This window comes from Olsenella sp. Marseille-P4559 (assembly GCF_900605015.1).
Taxonomy (GTDB): Bacteria; Actinomycetota; Coriobacteriia; order Coriobacteriales; family Atopobiaceae; genus Tractidigestivibacter.
In genome coordinates this window covers 966575-983090 of the sequence record NZ_LR027574.1, presented here as the reverse complement: position 1 = coordinate 983090, position 16516 = coordinate 966575, and the positions used below count along the sequence as shown (strand labels likewise).

Genomic DNA, 16516 nt, shown 5'->3' with positions numbered 1-16516 from the left:
GACGGTGCCTGCGGGACGTCCCTAACTCCCAATTAATGTCACGTTCCCTTGCTAGAATCTGCCTCGAGAAGCAAAACCGCCAGGAGGCAGACATGGAAACCATCAACAAGCTCGCCCCCCACCTCACAGGGGAGCTTTCGCCCAGGGCCCAACGGGCCGTTCTCAGCTCTCGCGCAGCGGGGTCCCTCTCGCCATTTGCTACGCCCAACGAGGCAGCCCTCCGTCGCGACAAGACCGAGCGTGACCAGGAAAGTGCCCTGCGTCCTGCCTTTGTCCGCGATGCCGAGAAGATCATGCACATGCCCGCGTACAACCGCCTTGCCGGAAAGACGCAGGTGTTCTCGTTCCGTGCGGACGACGACCTGGCGCGGCGCGGCCTGCACGTGCAGCTTGTGGCCCGCGTGGCAAGAGATATCGGCGCCGCACTCGGTCTCAACCTCGACCTCATCGAGGCAATCGCCTTGGGCCACGACATTGGCCACACGCCCTTCGGCCATGCCGGCGAGCGCTTCCTGAACGACGTCTACCACGCTCGCACCGGCCGCTTCTTTGCCCACAACGTGCAAAGCGTTCGGGTCCTTGACGTTACGTATGGCAGAAACCTCGCCCTCCAGACCCTCGACGGTGTCATCTGCCACAACGGCGAGTTCGAGCAGCAGGTCTTCGAGACAAGCCGGCTTTCCGACTTCGAAGAGTTTGACCGTGGGGTGGGGGAGTGCTGGGAGAGGGGCGGTCCTACCATTGCCCGCCTGCGTCCCATGACGCTCGAGGGCTGCGTGGTGCGCGTCTCCGACATCATTGCCTATGTGGGCAAGGATCGCCAAGATGCCATTCGTGCAGGTCTTTGCACCGAGAAGAGCTTCGATGACGGCCTTGGCGGGGCGTACAACGCTTGGGCGCTTGGTGCCTTTGTGGCTGACGTGGTCGAAAACAGCATTGGCAAGCCACGCATCGAGATGAGCGAGGAAGGCTTTGCCGAGATGCGCCGAGCCAAGCGCGAGAACTACGAGAAGATCTATGGAGCTTCGGAGGTCAACGGAGACTTCTCGCGCGGTGTCTCCGAGCTCTTCTCGCTGCTGTATGAGCACGAACTGGCAGCGCTTCATGCAGGTGATGAGTCTGCGGCAATCTTCCGTCACCACATAGAGCCACTGAGGCGTCACCTTGCACCTTACGGGCGTAGCTACGACTGGGAGATAGACCCAGACCTGGCCGTAGTCGACTTCATCTCGTCGATGACCGACGATTACTTTATGGCTACGTGCTCAGAGCTCTTTCCCCGGGCCCGGGAGCTCTTCCCGCGTCGCGGCTACTTCGAGGGGGTGAGGCCCTAAGGGGTGCGCTTGGTGCCCTCCACTACAGCGGGGCCCTGGAAATCCCATGCACGCAGCTGCCTCTCGGCGGCTACCGGCTCCCTGCTACCGCACGCTCGGCTGCGCCGTGCTCTTGCGCGGCATCGACAAAGGCAGCAAAGAGCTGCGGCTGCGTGCGCAGCTTCTCGGGATGCCATTGCACGCCCAGGAAGAAGGTCTTCTCGTCAAATTCCAGGCCCTCCGGCGTGCCATCGTCGGCCCATGCCACGACGTTGCCCTGTGGAGCTTGGGTGTAGATGGCCTCGTGGTGAAGGGAGTTCACCTCGCCCGACGTGAAACCCAGGATTTTTGCCAGGCGGCTCGTCTCTGAGACGCGCACGCGGTGGACGGGGGAGTCGGGCGAGTCGCCCCTGGTGTGGAGAATCGTCTTGGTGGGGTAGTCTTTGACGTCGTGCACGAGCGTGCCACCAAGGGTCACGTTCATGACCTGCATGCCTCGGCAAATGCCAAGGACAGGCACGTCTGCGTCCCAGCACGCGCGCATGAGCGCCTGTTCGAACGTGTCGCGTGCGGGGCAGGTGAGCGATATGGGCGAATGGCTTTCTGGCGCGTAGGCGTGGCCGGAGAAGGAGCAGTCGGCAATGTCGCCGCCACCTGTGAAGAGGATGCCATCAAGGCGCTGCACGATGTCGGGGACGAGGGCCGTCACGTCAAAGCCAAAGGGAATGGCATAGGGGAGCGCAACCGGAATGCCTCCCGCCTCGGCTACGGACGCAGCGTAGTGATCGTCGGTCATGGTCCAGTAGGGGTATTCCGGGTCCTTCCGAGGCCTAGACGTGATTCCAATGAGCGGCCTGGTGGCTGCGATTCCCATATTTCCTCCCCTGAGCGATGTGCCGTTGGATACCTTAGCCGACCGATGAGGCCTCGACCCCCGGCGGCAGCCATTCCAGAAAAAACGAACGCCAGACGAGAGGGCGGCGGTCTTTCTCGAGCTCTGCCGTCGACGCAATAGCCCGGCGCCCAACGGCTACGTCCCTGGGCTACAATCGCTTGCATGGACAACCTCTTCACCAACATAGAACGCTACAAGCGCACGATGAACGCCCCGCTTGCCGCACGCATGCGCCCGCAGACCCTCGAGGAATACGTGGGCCAGACCGAGGCCGCGGGCCCAGGGAGCTGGCTTCGCACTGCAATTGAGCATGACACGCTCTCTTCGGTGATTCTCTATGGGCCTGCCGGCACGGGCAAGACCACCCTTGCGCGCATCATCGCAAACTCGACACATGCGGAGTTTGTCGAGGTGTCTGCCGTTACGGGAACCGTGAAGGACCTTCGGCGCGAGGTGGACGCTGCCGAGAGCCGCCTGCTCTCCTTGGGTCGGCGCACCATCCTCTTCGTGGACGAGATTCACCGCTTCAATCGTTCCCAGCAAGATGCGCTGTTGCATGCCGTTGAGGATCGCACCGTGGTTCTAGTGGGTGCCACGACTGAGAACCCCTACTTCGAGGTGAACTCGGCGCTGCTCTCGCGTTCGCGTGTGGTGGAGCTCGAGCCGCTCGACGACGACTCCATTCGCACAATCGTGTGTCGCGCCGTGACCTCGGAGTACGGCCTCAAGGGGGCCTTCGCGCTCGATGACGATGCCCTTGAGGAGATCGTTACTCTCGCCGGGGGAGACGGGCGCGCCTCCCTCACCTCGCTCGAGCTGGCAAGCCAGATGGCGGCGCCATCGGGCGCGGCTACGCCCGAGGAGCCGGTGCGCATTACGCGCGCCCACGTGCTTGAGGCAAATCCCCGCCATGGCCTGTCGTACGACAAGTCCGGCGACATGCACTATGACATCATCTCGGCCTTCATCAAGTCTATGCGCGGGAGCGATCCGGACGCCGCGCTCTACTGGCTGGCACGCATGCTCGACGCGGGGGAGGACCCCAAGTTCGTTGCGCGCCGCATCTTCATCCTGGCCTCGGAAGACATTGGCAATGCAGACCCCCAGGCGCTTCTCGTTGCCGAGGCGGCGTTCAAGGCAACCGAGGTCATCGGCCTTCCGGAGTGCCGCATCAACCTTGCGCAAGCAGTTGAATACATGGCGCTGGCGCCCAAGTCGAACGCTGCGGAGACGGGGATTGATGCTGCGCTCAAGGAGGTACGCGAGGGCCCGCGCCGCGAGGTACCCAGCTACCTGCGCGACCGGCACCGTCCTGGCTCCGACGAGTACGGTCCGTACCTGTATCCTCACAACTACCCCACGGGTTGGGTCGAGCAGCGATACCTGCCCGAGGGCCTAGAGCGCGGCGCGTTCTTTCACCCGAGCCCACGTGGCTGGGAGGCCTGGCGCATTGAGTCCGCCGCGCGCGACCGTGCCGACACAGCTCCGCAGCGGCTGGAGGGCATATCTGCCGGAGACGTCGCTGAGGGCAGCGATGGCAGTGAGAGTGGCGCGTCTGACAGCGACAATGCATCCGGGCGCAGCGCATAGCGCTAAGGGGCTGGGTTCACGCGAGGCCAACTAGGGTTCATGGAGAAGTTGGGACGTTGCGCCCCAGAACCGAGAGGGTTACTTGCCTGAGGGGGCCCTCGGAGCTACCACATTTCACGAATTGACGGTTGGTGGCAGTTTGCGGCAAATCCTTGATGTGAGTGTGTCGATGTCGCAAATCTCTGACCTGCGGTTTATCAGGAATGCAATCGTCTGATACTCGGATCATCCCCGAAAAACTGCCACCAAACGTCAAAACTTGCCACCCGGCGTCTCGTGCCCGGCTACCCGCGCCCGACAGGGAACCCCCAGTGGCACCCGAGCGAATCCCAACACTACCGAATGGCACACATTTACGGTTGGTGGCAGTTTTTGGCGGTACCCCCGAGTAGCAAGCTCTTTGAGATTTGATGAATCGCAGGTAGACGATTTGTGACTAGCTCGATTTCATATCAAGGATTTGCCGCAAACTGCCACCAACCGTCAATCCGTGACGGACGCCTCGCGTCGAGGGACCACCTTGCCCGCTGAGAGCCTCTGCTGATGGCTGGACGGCTAAAATGCCCTACGATATCGTCGTTTAGTGCATCGATGGCTCACCGTAAACGCCCAGCTGTCCCGGCGAGGGCCCGATCAGCGACGCTTGCCTCCCGTCGCGACGCATTTCGCCCCTCCGTCTACCGTCTCGGGTTGCAAGACACGCCAGAAAATCGACAGGTTAGTACCGTCCCCCTCAAACATGGCGTCATCGATTTGTAATGGCTATCGAGCAAGGCGCGTCGAGTTGCGGCGCGCGGGGTGGCTGGAGGTGGGCTCCAGCCAGAGGGGAAGGAACCAAGCATGAAGAAGCAGGTACTGGTGGCGGGCCTTCTCGCCGCGACGCTGTGCATGCCGCTTGCGGCATGCGGCGGCTCGTCGACGTCATCAACGGGCTCGTCATCCTCGTCGACCACGAGCAGCACGTCTACCACGAGCTCCGGCTCGTCCAGTAGCTCCAGCTCCTCGAAGGACTTTGATGCCAATAGCTTCTACGTGGGCCAGTGGCGTGGCTCCGTCGAGATTACCGGTCAGACCGTCTACGGTACCGCCGGCGGCACCGAGCAGATGCTGGACGTGAACATCAAGGATGACGGCACCTGCGAGGTCAAGCCCCTCGAAGCCCACGTCGACCTGCTCACCGACACCGGCACCTGGGAGGGTACCGAGACCGAGCTCACCTTGAACCTCAGCAGCGGCAAGACCATCACGCTCGAGGTTGCCGACAAGTCCTCGCTTAAGGGCAACGCCGCCGACTTTGGCATCGCCGACTTCGACACTATCAACTTCGACTTCTACGGCTAATGAGACAAAGGGAGTTTCCCCTTGTCTCATCTGGCCGGGGCCACGCAGGCTGGCACTGGGAGCGCCTCGCCTGTGAGCCTCACTAATACGCGGGAATTGCCACGGCCACAAGGCCGTGTGGAGGGAAGGCTACGGCCCCTGTGGGAGGGGGCCGCATGACAAAGAGGAGAATGGATATGGGAAATAACCTGACGCGCAGGAACTTCCTAGCAGGCTCTGCGGCCGCGGCAGCCCTTGCGGGACTTGCCGCGTGCTCGACAAGCGGTGGGTCTTCTATCGAGTCAAGCGTGCCGTCTGCAGACAAGTACCCCATCAATCCTGATGCCGATTCTATTCAGGCGAAGTGGACAAGTGAAGAAACTCGTGACGGTTGGACTCGCTACACCAACCCTGATGGTGGCGCCGTACTTGGCGTGATGGATACGTCAAAGATTATTCAGGTCGACGGCCTGGCGTTCAAGGACCTCAACGGCAACGGCAAGCTCGACTTCTACGAGGATTGGCGTCAGAGCATTGATGACCGTGCCAAGAGCTTGGCCGATCAGCTCGAAATCGATGACATTCTCGGTCTTACGTTTGCCGACGGAACTACCGGTGGCAGTACGACATCCACCGACACGAACGGCTACGGCTTCATTGACCAGGGATCGAGGTCTGGCGTGTCTCGTCTTATGTCTGACGCAGACTCCTATGCCTCGGATGTTGAGTGGATTAACGGTGCGCAGGAGGAATGCGAGAAGGTTGGTGGTTGGGGCATCCCATACCTGAACTTCTCTGATCCCTATGTTCTTTTCAACGTTCCTAGTTCTGTTGGCCTTGGCTGCACAATGAATAAGGATGTCTGGCGTAAGGCTGGTATGTGGCAGGCAAGGGCATGGAGGTCCACAGGCGTACGTATCGAGCTTGGTCCCCAGATTGACCTTTACTCTGAGACAAAGGGCACTCGTCTTTCCGGCTCATGCGGTGGCGACCCCGCTCTCAACCGTGACTTCATTCAGGCGTTTGGCGCTGGCATGCAGTCGACCTGGGGTGACGATGACGCTACGGATGATCAAGGTTGGGGTGGCCAGTCCTGTGCGATTATGCTGAAGCACTTCGTGGGAGAAGGTTCCAATGAGGGTGGCCGTGATGACCATTCGGACATGGGCAAGTGGAACGTGTTCCCTGGTGGGAACTTTGAGGCTCATCTTATTCCCTTCCTTGATGGCGGCTTCAAGCTCGACTCCCAGACCGACCATGCTCTGGCGGTTATGCCGTGCTATGGCATCGCGTACGACCCGAACAACCCTGATGAACTTGGCGAGACCGTTGGCTCTGCGTACAGCACTGCGAACATGAACATCCTTCGCTCAGTTGGCTGGGATGGCTGGATTTGCACTGACTGGATGATTCTTTCCGCCATCATGCATGGCTGCAGAGACCTAACGGTCCCCGAGCGCTATGCAAAGCTCATGCAGAACAACGTCGACACCATTGGTGGCGAGTGGGACCTCGACAACGCTAAGGCTGGGTATCAGCTGATGGTCGATGACCTCGGTGAGAACCAGGCACTCTCGATTATGCGTGAGCACGCGCGTCGGTTCATCAAGGTCGAGATGACAGTCGACCTGTTTGAGCAGCCGTACTCCGATCGCATTGCTGCCAAGGAAATCATGACCTCCGATGCTGCAAATGCCTTTGGTCTCGATGCTGCATGTAAGTCGATAGTCATGCTCAAGAACAAGAGCAACGTCATCTCCAAGAGCGGACTGTCCGGCAAGGTCTATATTCCTCAGAAGTTTACTGCTGCGGCTACCAACGCATTTGGCGGGTCTACCCCCGCAAGCATCTCTCAGTGCTTTGGCGCTAACCTTACTGATATGGGCTTTGATGTCGTTACCGATAAGGTTGCTGATCCTTCTGGTCCTGCCGGAGACGATGGAAAAGCAACTTATCAGGAGAGCGATCTTACGCAGCTCACCTCTGAGGAGCTGGCGGAGGTCAAGTATGCCATTGTCAAGATCGACAACCCCAAGGACGCCTACCAGGGCGTAGATGGTGGCAACAAGTTCATTAACGTCGTGATGGGCATTCCTGCCGAGAAGCCCGATCCTACATGGAAGCCCCTCTCCCTGCAGTATCGTCCCTACACCGCCGATGGGGCCAATGTCCGCAAGGAGTCGCTCAACCCCGTTGACGAGTACGGCACCCTTGAGAATCGCAGCTACTACGGCGAGTCTACCTACGCGACCAATGAGTCTGACCTTGACTTCGTCATTGATGTCAAGAATCGCATTCCCGCTGATGCCAAGCTCATTCTTGTGATCGATGCTGACAGGCCTATGTGCTTTGGCGAAATCGAGCAGTATGCCGATGCCATTCTGTTTGGCTTTGGCAGCACCACCGAGGAGGCTTTCGCCAAGATCATTGCTGGCGAGGTTGAGCCCAGTGGCCTTCTCAACCACCAGATGCCCAAGGATATGGATGCCGTCGAGGCAGACCAAGAGGACGTGCCGCGTGATCTCGATTGCTACGCGGACTCCGAGGGCAACACCTACGACTTCTGCTATGGCCTCAACTGGTCCGGCGTGATCGACGATGACCGCACGAAGACCTATAAGGCCACGCCTCTTACGAAGACCGAGGCATCCTGGAGTCGCGACTAGCCCCACCCCTTCCGCCCGGCCATCATCTCCCGTCGGCCGGGTGGGCCCCTTGCTGCGTGCGGGGGCTGATGCGGGACGCGCCATTCCTCCTCCCTCATCCCACGCGTCCCAGCAAGCGGGGCACCACAGGTCCCTAGCGACCTCTCGCGAGAGTCTGCCCCACCGAAATCCGCCGCCCTCGTCGTCCAACCCTCGGCTATGATGTCTCGCGGATAACATTCAGCATCGCATCAGTTGGGACACGTATGCCAAGTACCATCACCTCGCCTGCCGCGGATCGGCGCCGCGGGCTCTTCTCAAGCTTTCTTGCCTACTATGCGGGCCAAGTCCATCTCTTTGTGGCCGACACCGTCTGCGCCATTATCGTTGCGGGCATCGACCTTGCGTTTCCGCAGGTGCTGCGCATGCTTACGGGCGGTCTCTTTCGCGAGGGCACGGACGCCATCATGGGAGCCCTCGCGTATCTCCTCATCGGTTTTGTGGCGGCTTATGCCGTGCGCTTTGGGTGCCGATACTTTGTCGCGTATTGGGGCCACGTCATGGGCGCTCGCATGGAGAGCCTCATGCGAGAGGACCTTTTTGACGCATACGAGCGCATGAGCCTCTCGTTCTTTGACCGCAACAAGTCAGGCGACCTCATGAGCCGCCTGGTGAGCGACCTTTTCGACATCTCAGAGGCTGCCCACCACGGTCCGGAGTTTCTCTTCATCGGCGCCATCGAGGTCGTGGGCTCGTTCGTGATCCTCTCGTTTATCAACGTGCCGCTCACGCTGTGCCTCGCCGCCGTTCTCGCCGCCCTCGTGATCTACAACCTGCGGGCAAACCTCCAGATGAAGGCGGTCTTTCGCGAGAACCGCGTGCGCATTGCAGACGTGAACTCGCGTCTGGAGGACAGCCTCGCGGGGGCGCGCGTGGTCAAGAGCTTCGCCGCCGAGGACGTCGAGCGCGAGAAGTTCCGCATCAGCAACGAGGCCTACCTCGACTCGAAGGTGCGCATGTATCGCGCGATGGGCTGCTACCAGGCAGGCATTGCGGCACTCATGGGCATCCTCTACACCCTCATCGTGGTCATGGGCGGCTGGCTCATCGCGCAGGGCCAGATGGACGCCGCAGACCTTGCGACCTACGCCCTCTATATCTCGCTCTTTACCACGCCCATCGAGAACATCCTCAACTTCACCGAGACGTTCCAGAAGGCAATCGCAGGCTTTCGCCGCTTCAAGGAGATGGTCGATTCCCAGCCAGATATCGAGGATGTCCCCGGAGCGCCGGCACTCAAGGTCACCCAGGGTGCCATTTCCTATAACGACGTCCGCTTCTCTTACGAGAACGGCGGGGATGCGGACGGGGGTCCCGAGGTCATCCGTGGCCTTAGCCTGGACATTCACCCAGGCGAGACCATTGCCCTCGTGGGCGCCTCCGGTGGCGGCAAGTCCACGACGTGCGCGCTGCTGCCGCGCTTCTACGACGTGGATTCCGGCTCGATAGCCATCGATGGCCAGGATGTGCGCTCGGTCACGCAGCGAAGCCTGCGCGAGGCCATTGGCATCGTGCAGCAAGACGTCTACCTCTTCGACGGAACCATTGCCGAGAACATTGCCTACGGCAGTCCGCGTGCGACCATGGCCCAGATTCGCGATGCCGCCGAGAAGGCCAACATCGCCGAGTTCGTCGAGACGCTGCCCGGTGGCTACGAGACCCAGGTGGGGGAGCGGGGCACGCGGCTCTCTGGCGGTCAGAAGCAGCGCATCGCCATCGCCCGGGTCTTTCTCAAGGACCCAAGGATCCTCATTCTGGACGAGGCCACCTCGGCTCTGGACAACGAGTCCGAGCATGCGGTGCAGACGTCGCTTGCCGCGCTTGCGCAGGGGCGAACGACCATCGTGATTGCGCACCGGCTTTCGACCATCAAGGACGCCGACGAGATCGCGACGATAGATGCCGGGCGTGTGGTTGAGCGCGGGACGCACGATGAGCTTCTCGCACGAGGTGGCACCTACGCGCGGTACTACCGCATGCAGTTCGAGGGCGTGCGAGAGTAACGAGAGGCGTTGTCCTTGGTGCCGCGGCGTCACCCAAGCGCCGAAGCGGTGCCACCTTTGGTGCCTTTAGTGCCCAGCAGCTGTCTGGCGGGCAACCAACTCAGGGCAAACGGGTAGAATGTCGGCGTACGTGTGGTGCGCTGCGCCTCCGAAGCTCCGGAGAGCGTCGCGGGAGAAAGGGATGAAGATGGGCCCTCTGGACATTGCCCTTATTGTTCTGGTCGCCGTCGCAATCTGGGCTGTGGCTGAGCTCGCGCTTACCATCCGCAGGGCGCGCGCCTCGGTAGATGAGGTCACGACCTCGGCAAACGAGGCCATTGCGCAGGTGCAGCCAATCCTTGCCAAGGTGGACGGCATGGTTGACGAGCTCGACCCCGCCATGAAGCAGGTAAACCCGCTTCTCGTCAAGGCCGAGGGGACCATCGACAGCGCTACGCAGAGCCTCGACAGCCTCAACGGTATCCTGGGGGACGTCTCTACCGTAACGGGGACGGCGTCTGCCGTGACGGATACGGTGGGCAAGGGTGTCGCGGGCGCCGCCGGTGCCGTTGCAGGTGCCGTGACAAAGCTCGTGAGCAGGGGAGAGGCACCGCAGGCCCGCCTTGAGGATGCCACAGGCAAGAGGGGCGCCGAGGAGGACTCCGTACCTGCCCGGCGGCGCTCCGCCACCGCGTACGTGACCTACGCACCGGTCGAGGCTGATGAGACAAAGGGACAGCCCCCTTGTCCCACCGCAGACCCTGCGCCTGTCGCAGAGAAGCAACAGCATAAGCCCAAGCACGCCGCGTCCGCTTCCACCCTGGATGCCGTGGCAGATGACGAGGAGAACAATGCCTAGTACCAGTATCGTCAAGCTCAGCGTCCCTGCGGAGGCGCGTTTTGCAAGGGCGGTTCGCATGACTGCCTCCAACCTCGCCGTCTGCTGCGACATGAGCGTCGACGATGTCGAGGACGTGCGCATGGCCGCGGAGGAGGGCTTCGTCTATGCATGCGCGACCAAGCCCGCTACCTGCGACATCGTCTTTGGCCTTGCGTCCGACGGCATGACTGCCGACTTCTCGCTCGGCGACGAAGACCCCGATGAGGCAACAGATTCTTCCGGCGAACCCCAGCCCATCGATTTGGTCGAGGTTCTCCTTGGTGCCGTGTGCGATGACTTCAGCATCTCTGAGGATGGCCGCACGCTGCACCTCTCCAAGAGAATGGGCGTGCAGCATGCCTAGCGCCAGCACCGCGGACACCCAGGAGACCGGGGGGGAGCGCACCGAGCGCGGGATATCGGAGGCCCGCGCCGAGAGGGCCCGCCATCGCTCGCTTCACCGCACGCCAAAGGGCAAGGCCGCTTGGGACAAGGACCGCACGCGCGAGCTCTTCCGCCAGTACAAGGCCACGGGTGACCCAGAGGTTCGCGACCAGCTCATCGTGAGCCACCTGAACCTCGTCCGGTTCCTTGCGTCCAAGTTCAAAAACAGGGGAGAACCCCTCGATGACCTTATTCAGGTGGGCACCATCGGTCTCATCAAGGCCATCGATCGCTTTGACCCCTCGCGCGGCCTCGAGTTCACGACCTACGCCACGCCCACCATCTTGGGCGAGATAAAGCGCCACTTCCGCGACAAGGGCTGGTCGGTTCGCGTGCCACGCCGCCTGCAGGAGCTCTCGGCCAAGGTCAACCAGGCAAACGACGAGCTTACCAACGAGCTCTCGCGCAGCCCCTCCATAGAGGAGATTGCCAAGCGCGTGGGCGCGAGCGTCGATGACGTCTTGGAGGCCATGGAGTCCTCCAGCGCATACAGCTCTGTCCCGCTCGAGGGCGGCGGCTCTTCAGACGATGACGACACGCCCTCGGTCATCGACCACTATGCCACGGAGGACGAGAACCTTGCCGCCTCCGATGACCGCATCGTCCTCGAGGATGCCATCCGTGACTTCTCGCCGCGCGAGAAGGACGTCATCCGCATGCGCTTCTTCGAGGGCATGACGCAGGTCGAGATTGCCGAGCGCCTGGGTATCTCGCAGGTCCAGGTCTCGCGCCTCCTGCGCCGTACGCTCCGGCGCGTTCAGGACAAGATCGACCCAGAGGGTCTTATGGGTAAGTAGCAACGCCGATGCGGCGTCGGAAGACTCGGCCCGGCGCCGCGTGTCGTGTAGTGCCGGTCACCCGCACATAATCCCTTCGCCAAGGAGCCCTTCTCGTCTTGCTAGAATGAGTTATTTGCCGAGGAGGGGAGATGCCGATGGGGGACAGTTCCGCTGACGAGAGATATGCCACCTGGCGCAGGAGGATGGTGGTTGCCTGGGCCATCGTGGGTGCCATTGCGGTTTTCGTCCTTGCCGTGCGCGGACTCTCTATGATTGGCGACGCCGTCAAGCTGTTGGCCACAGGCCTCGTCATCGGCTTTATCTGCAGCCCCATCACCAACGCGCTCGAAGACCGGCACGCCCCCAGGGCGCTTGCCGCGCTTATCTCGCTTCTGGTGGTACTGGCGGCGCTTGCGGTGGTCATCGTGGTTCTCGGTGGCACCTTTGCCCAGCAGTCCATCGAGGTGCTGCGGCAGGTACCAAGTTACGTTCGCAGCGTGCAAGACGCTCTCTCGAGCTTCTGGGGGAGTTACGGCACCTCGGATAACGAGCAGCTCCAGAACACGGTGAACTCCATCGTCCAGACCGTCTCATCCGCCGGCAGCGCCATGGCCTCGGACACCGTGCGCCAGCTTTCCGACGGTGCCGTCTCGGGGTTCTTTGACACCATGGACAACCTCGTGAACTTCTGCCTGGCGCTGATACTGGCGTACTGGTTTGCCAAGGACTATCCCGTGATCGTGCGTGAGCTGTCCCAGATAGCAGGCCCTTCTCGCAAGGGCGATATGACGTTGCTCCTTGCCGTCATGAGCCGTTCCATGGGCGGCTACATGCGCGGGCAGCTCATCTGCTCAATCATCAACGCCGTTGCCGTGTGGGTGGGGCTGGGCCTCCTCGGCCACCCGTATGCCGGGCTCGTTGCAATCATCACGTTCTTCCTGCACTTTGTTCCCGTCATTGGCCCCTTTGTCTCGGCGGTCCTGGCAACGCTGCTCGCCCTCTTTGAAAGTCCCTGGCTTGCGCTGTGGTCGCTTTTGGTGATGGTGATTGCGGCGAACATGACGGACAACCTCATCTCGCCGCTCATCATGCGCTCGGCGGTCAAGATCCATCCCATCCTCTCCATTGTGGGCATTGTCATAGGCAACTGCCTGGGTGGCATCGTGGGCATGGTCCTTGCCATACCGCTTACGGCAGCCATTCGCGGGGTGTTTGTCTACTATTTCGAGACTCGTACCAAGCGCCAGCTGGTCTCCGAGGATGGAGCGCTCTTCCAGAGCACGCCGCATCACGACAGCGCAGGCAACGTCGAGGCCGTCTACGATGCACTGGATGACGAGAAGTTCTTCGAGAGCACGCGGCTTGTGACCTCTTCTGCGTGGTCCAAGGCACGAGAAGCTGCAAATGGCGCAAGCAGTGACCATGAAAACGCTGTGTATACGGCTGATATGAGTAAAAATAGGAACGTTGCAACCAACAGACAGGACGATGGCGCTGGCCCTGCGGCCGAGTCCCCGGCGTCGTCCGCAGACGAGGAGAGACATGAGCGCGTCTGATTACAAGACTATGACCACGGCAGAGATTCGCGAGGACTTCCTCGGCTTCTTTGAGGGCAAGGGCTGCAAGCTCTACCCGTCCTCCTCCCTCGTGCCGGATGACCCGTCGCTGCTTCTTGCCAACGCCGGCATGAACCAGTTCAAGGAGTACTACCAGGGCACCAAGACCATGAAGGAGATCGGTGCCTGCTCCTGCCAGAAGTGCCTGCGCACCAACGACATCGACAACATTGGTGACGCGCGTCACCTCTCGTTCTTCGAGATGCTGGGCAACTTCTCGTTTGGCGGCTACACCAAGGCCGATGCCATCGAGTGGGCCTATGAGTTCATCACATCGCCCGAGCACCTTGGCCTTCCCAAAGACCGCCTCTACATGACCGTCTTCAAGGACGACGGGGAGGCCGTCGAACTCTGGCACAAGCAGGGCGTTCCCTACGACCACATCTCCCGCCTGGGCGAGGAGGACAACTTTTGGGCCGCTGGCCCCACCGGTCCCTGTGGCCCCTGCTCCGAGATCTACTTTGACCAGGGCCCCGAGTTCGAAGGCGCGAGGCCCGGTGACGACGGTGACCGTTACCTCGAGTTCTGGAACCTGGTCTTCACGCAGTATGACCGCCAGGAGGACGGCTCCATGCCGGAGCTGCCGCACCGCAACATCGATACGGGCATGGGCCTCGAGCGCATTGCCGCAATCATGCAGCATGAGGGCTCCAACTACGAGGGTGACATCCTCCGCACCCTCATCGGCGTGGGCGAGGGCCTTGCGGACGTGCGCTACCATGACTCCGCCACCACCGATAGGAGCCTGCGCATCGTGGCCGACCACTCCCGCGCCATCACGTTCATGATCGGCGACGGCATCCTGCCCTCCAACGAGGGCCGCGGCTATGTGCTGCGCCGCCTGCTCCGTCGCGCCGTCTACCACGGTCGTCTCATGGGCATCAGGGGCCAGTTCCTCACCACCTACGCCCACGAGGTCACGCGTCTTCTCGGCGGCACCTACCCCGAGCTCGTTGGGCAGCAGGCTCTGATCGACGGCATCATCAATGCCGAGGAGGAGCGCTTTGGCGCTACCCTCGACAACGGCGAGGAGCAGCTCAAGGGCGAGCTTGCGCGCCTCGGCGAGGGCGAGTCCCTCTCGGGTGACGTTGCCTTCACCCTGCATGACACCTATGGCTTTCCCATCGACCTCACCCGCGAGATTGCAGGTGCGACGGGCCACTCCGTTGACATGGACGCCTTCGATGCCGCCATGGAGGCCCAGCGCGAGCGCGCCCGCGCCACGGCAAACCGCGACGCCTGGGGCAAGGCCAACAACGTCTGGGTTGCCCTGTCCGACGGCCTCCCTGCGACCGTGTTCGATGGCTATGACACCGACGAGCTCCTTGGCTGTGAGGTCGTTGCCATCGTGCGCGACGGCGAGTCCGTCTCCGAAGCCGCGACCGGCGACCAGGTCGAGATTGTGCTCGACCGCACGCCGTTCTATGGCGAGATGGGTGGCCAGGTGGGCGACAGCGGCATCGTCGGTCCCGCGCGCGTCACCAATGCGCTGCACCACGAGGGTGGCCTGGTGGGCCATGTGGCCGAGGTCAAAGACGGCGCCATCTCCGTGGGCGACTCGGTGACTGCCGTGGTCGACCACGGTCGCCGCGAGCTCATCCGTCGCAACCACACGGCAACGCACCTGCTTGACGCCGCACTCAAGAAGGTCCTGGGCAATCACGTAAGCCAGGCCGGCTCGCTGGTGGCGCCCGATCGCCTCCGCTTTGACTTCACGCACTTCGAGGCCATGACCAAAGACGAGCTCGAGCGCGTCGAGGGCATGGTCAACGCCGAGATCTTCGCCGCCGAGCCCATGGTGACCGAGGTCATGGGCATCGACGAGGCGAAGGCCTCGGGTGCCGTGGCGCTCTTTGGCGAGAAGTACGGCGAGCGCGTGCGCGTGGTCTCCACCGGCAGCTCCGACAAGCCCTTCTCGCGCGAGCTCTGCGGCGGCACCCATGCGCGCAATACCGCCGACCTCGGCATCTTCAAGATTGTCTCCGAGAGTTCCGTGGGCTCTAACGCCCGCCGCATCGAGGCTGTGACCTCGATGGGCGCCATCGAGTACGTGGACGAGCGCCTCGCGCTCATGGACGAGGCGGCGGCCACGCTGAGGTGCCGTCCCATCGACCTCCCCGAGCGCGTCTCCCAGATGCGCGACGAGCTGCGTGAGGCCAAGCACAGCATTGGCGTCGCCAAGGGCTCTGCCTCAGGCGACGTCGTGTCTGCGGCGCTGCGCCATGCCTGCGACCTGGGTGCCTATCGCTGCGTCTTCACCAGGCTCAACGGCATCTCCGGCAAGGACCTGCGCTCCGTCTGGGACTCTATCCGCAACGGCGCCAAGGGCGAGCCCATCGCCTGCGTCATTGCGTCTACCACGCCTGACGGCAAGGTTGCCCTGCTCGCCGCCGGCACTGAGCCCACCGTGGCCGCGGGCTTCTCGGCAGGCGACGTCATCAGGCAGATTGCCGGCCATGTGGGTGGACGTGGTGGCGGTAGGCCCAACATGGCGCAGGCCGGCGGCTCGGATGCCTCTGGTATCGCTGCTGCCCTTGATGCGGCCAAGGCTGTGTTGGGGGCATAGGTGCGAGCGCTGGCGCTTGACATTGGCGAGGCTCGCGTTGGCGTGGCGGTGAGCGACCCCGAGGGCCGTGTTGCCATGCCGGTGTGCGTGCTTCCGGCAGCCGAGGTCTTCTCGGCTGCCCGGAGCTTCCGCAGGGTGCTTGAGGACTGGGAGCCCGACGTGCTCGTATGCGGGCGTCCGCTTACGATGGCGGGAGAGGAGGGCCCCCAGGCGGAGCGCGTGCGCTCCGTGGCCGAGCGCGTGGCTGCCCAGACGGGCCTGCCCCTCGAGTTTGAGGACGAGAGGCTCTCCTCCACAGAGGCCAAGCGCATCCTGCGTGAGCAGGGGCTTCCCGAGAAGTCCATGCGCGGCAAGGTCGATATGGTTGCCGCATCGCTCTTCCTGCAGGCCTGGCTTGACGCATGGCAGGCGGGACCCACGGTCTGA

At 62.3% G+C, this 16516-nt stretch carries 12 protein-coding genes; 11 read left to right on the top strand and 1 reads right to left on the bottom strand.

The window, feature by feature from the left end; all coding sequences use genetic code 11:
* Positions 1-92 precede the first annotated feature (92 nt).
* Positions 93-1334: a deoxyguanosinetriphosphate triphosphohydrolase family protein gene (locus E0E00_RS10650; RefSeq protein WP_130812473.1), complete on the top strand. Its 1242-nt coding sequence runs from the start codon at positions 93-95 to the stop codon at positions 1332-1334.
* A gap of 70 nt (positions 1335-1404) precedes the next feature.
* Here the strand turns inward: E0E00_RS10650 and E0E00_RS10645 are convergent, their stop codons facing one another.
* Positions 1405-2187 carry a gamma-glutamyl-gamma-aminobutyrate hydrolase family protein gene (locus tag E0E00_RS10645; RefSeq protein WP_130812472.1) on the bottom strand — a complete coding sequence of 261 codons (783 nt, stop codon included), beginning with the start codon at positions 2185-2187 and terminating at the stop codon, positions 1405-1407.
* Positions 2188-2370: 183 nt separating this feature from the next.
* Between E0E00_RS10645 and E0E00_RS10640 the strand changes: the two genes are divergently transcribed.
* From E0E00_RS10640 to ruvX, 10 genes are all read left to right on the top strand, one after another.
* A complete protein-coding gene (locus E0E00_RS10640) occupies positions 2371-3798 on the top strand; it encodes a replication-associated recombination protein A (protein WP_130812471.1) in 1428 nt (475 codons plus the stop codon).
* Positions 3799-4638: 840 nt separating this feature from the next.
* Positions 4639-5139, top strand: coding sequence for a hypothetical protein (locus E0E00_RS10635; RefSeq protein ID WP_130812470.1), 501 nt, complete (start codon positions 4639-4641; stop codon positions 5137-5139).
* Positions 5140-5294: 155 nt separating this feature from the next.
* Positions 5295-7784 carry a glycoside hydrolase family 3 N-terminal domain-containing protein gene (locus E0E00_RS10630; protein WP_130812469.1) on the top strand — a complete coding sequence of 830 codons (2490 nt, stop codon included), beginning with the start codon at positions 5295-5297 and terminating at the stop codon, positions 7782-7784.
* 245 nt (positions 7785-8029) lie between these two features.
* On the top strand, positions 8030-9826 hold the full coding sequence (locus E0E00_RS10625) for an ABC transporter ATP-binding protein (protein WP_130812468.1): 1797 nt from the start codon (positions 8030-8032) through the stop codon (positions 9824-9826).
* A gap of 181 nt (positions 9827-10007) precedes the next feature.
* Entirely contained in the window at positions 10008-10664 is a 657-nt protein-coding gene (locus E0E00_RS10620) for a DUF948 domain-containing protein (RefSeq protein WP_130812467.1), read from the top strand.
* Positions 10657-11049, top strand: a complete 393-nt coding sequence (locus E0E00_RS10615; RefSeq protein WP_130812466.1) for an ATP-binding protein — start codon at positions 10657-10659, stop codon at positions 11047-11049. The genes E0E00_RS10620 and E0E00_RS10615 overlap by 8 nt, the downstream gene beginning before the upstream one ends.
* A complete protein-coding gene (locus E0E00_RS10610; RefSeq protein WP_130812465.1) occupies positions 11042-11926 on the top strand; it encodes a SigB/SigF/SigG family RNA polymerase sigma factor in 885 nt (294 codons plus the stop codon). The genes E0E00_RS10615 and E0E00_RS10610 overlap by 8 nt, the downstream gene beginning before the upstream one ends.
* Positions 11927-12063: 137 nt before the next feature.
* Positions 12064-13464 carry an AI-2E family transporter gene (locus E0E00_RS10605; protein WP_165443667.1) on the top strand — a complete coding sequence of 467 codons (1401 nt, stop codon included), beginning with the start codon at positions 12064-12066 and terminating at the stop codon, positions 13462-13464.
* Positions 13451-16090 (top strand): alanine--tRNA ligase, encoded by a 2640-nt coding sequence (gene alaS, locus E0E00_RS10600; RefSeq protein ID WP_130812463.1) that lies wholly within the window; start codon positions 13451-13453, stop codon positions 16088-16090. Before E0E00_RS10605 ends, alaS begins: the two co-directional genes overlap by 14 nt.
* Positions 16091-16516, top strand: coding sequence for a Holliday junction resolvase RuvX (gene ruvX / locus E0E00_RS10595; protein WP_130812462.1), 426 nt, complete (start codon positions 16091-16093; stop codon positions 16514-16516). It begins immediately after the preceding gene.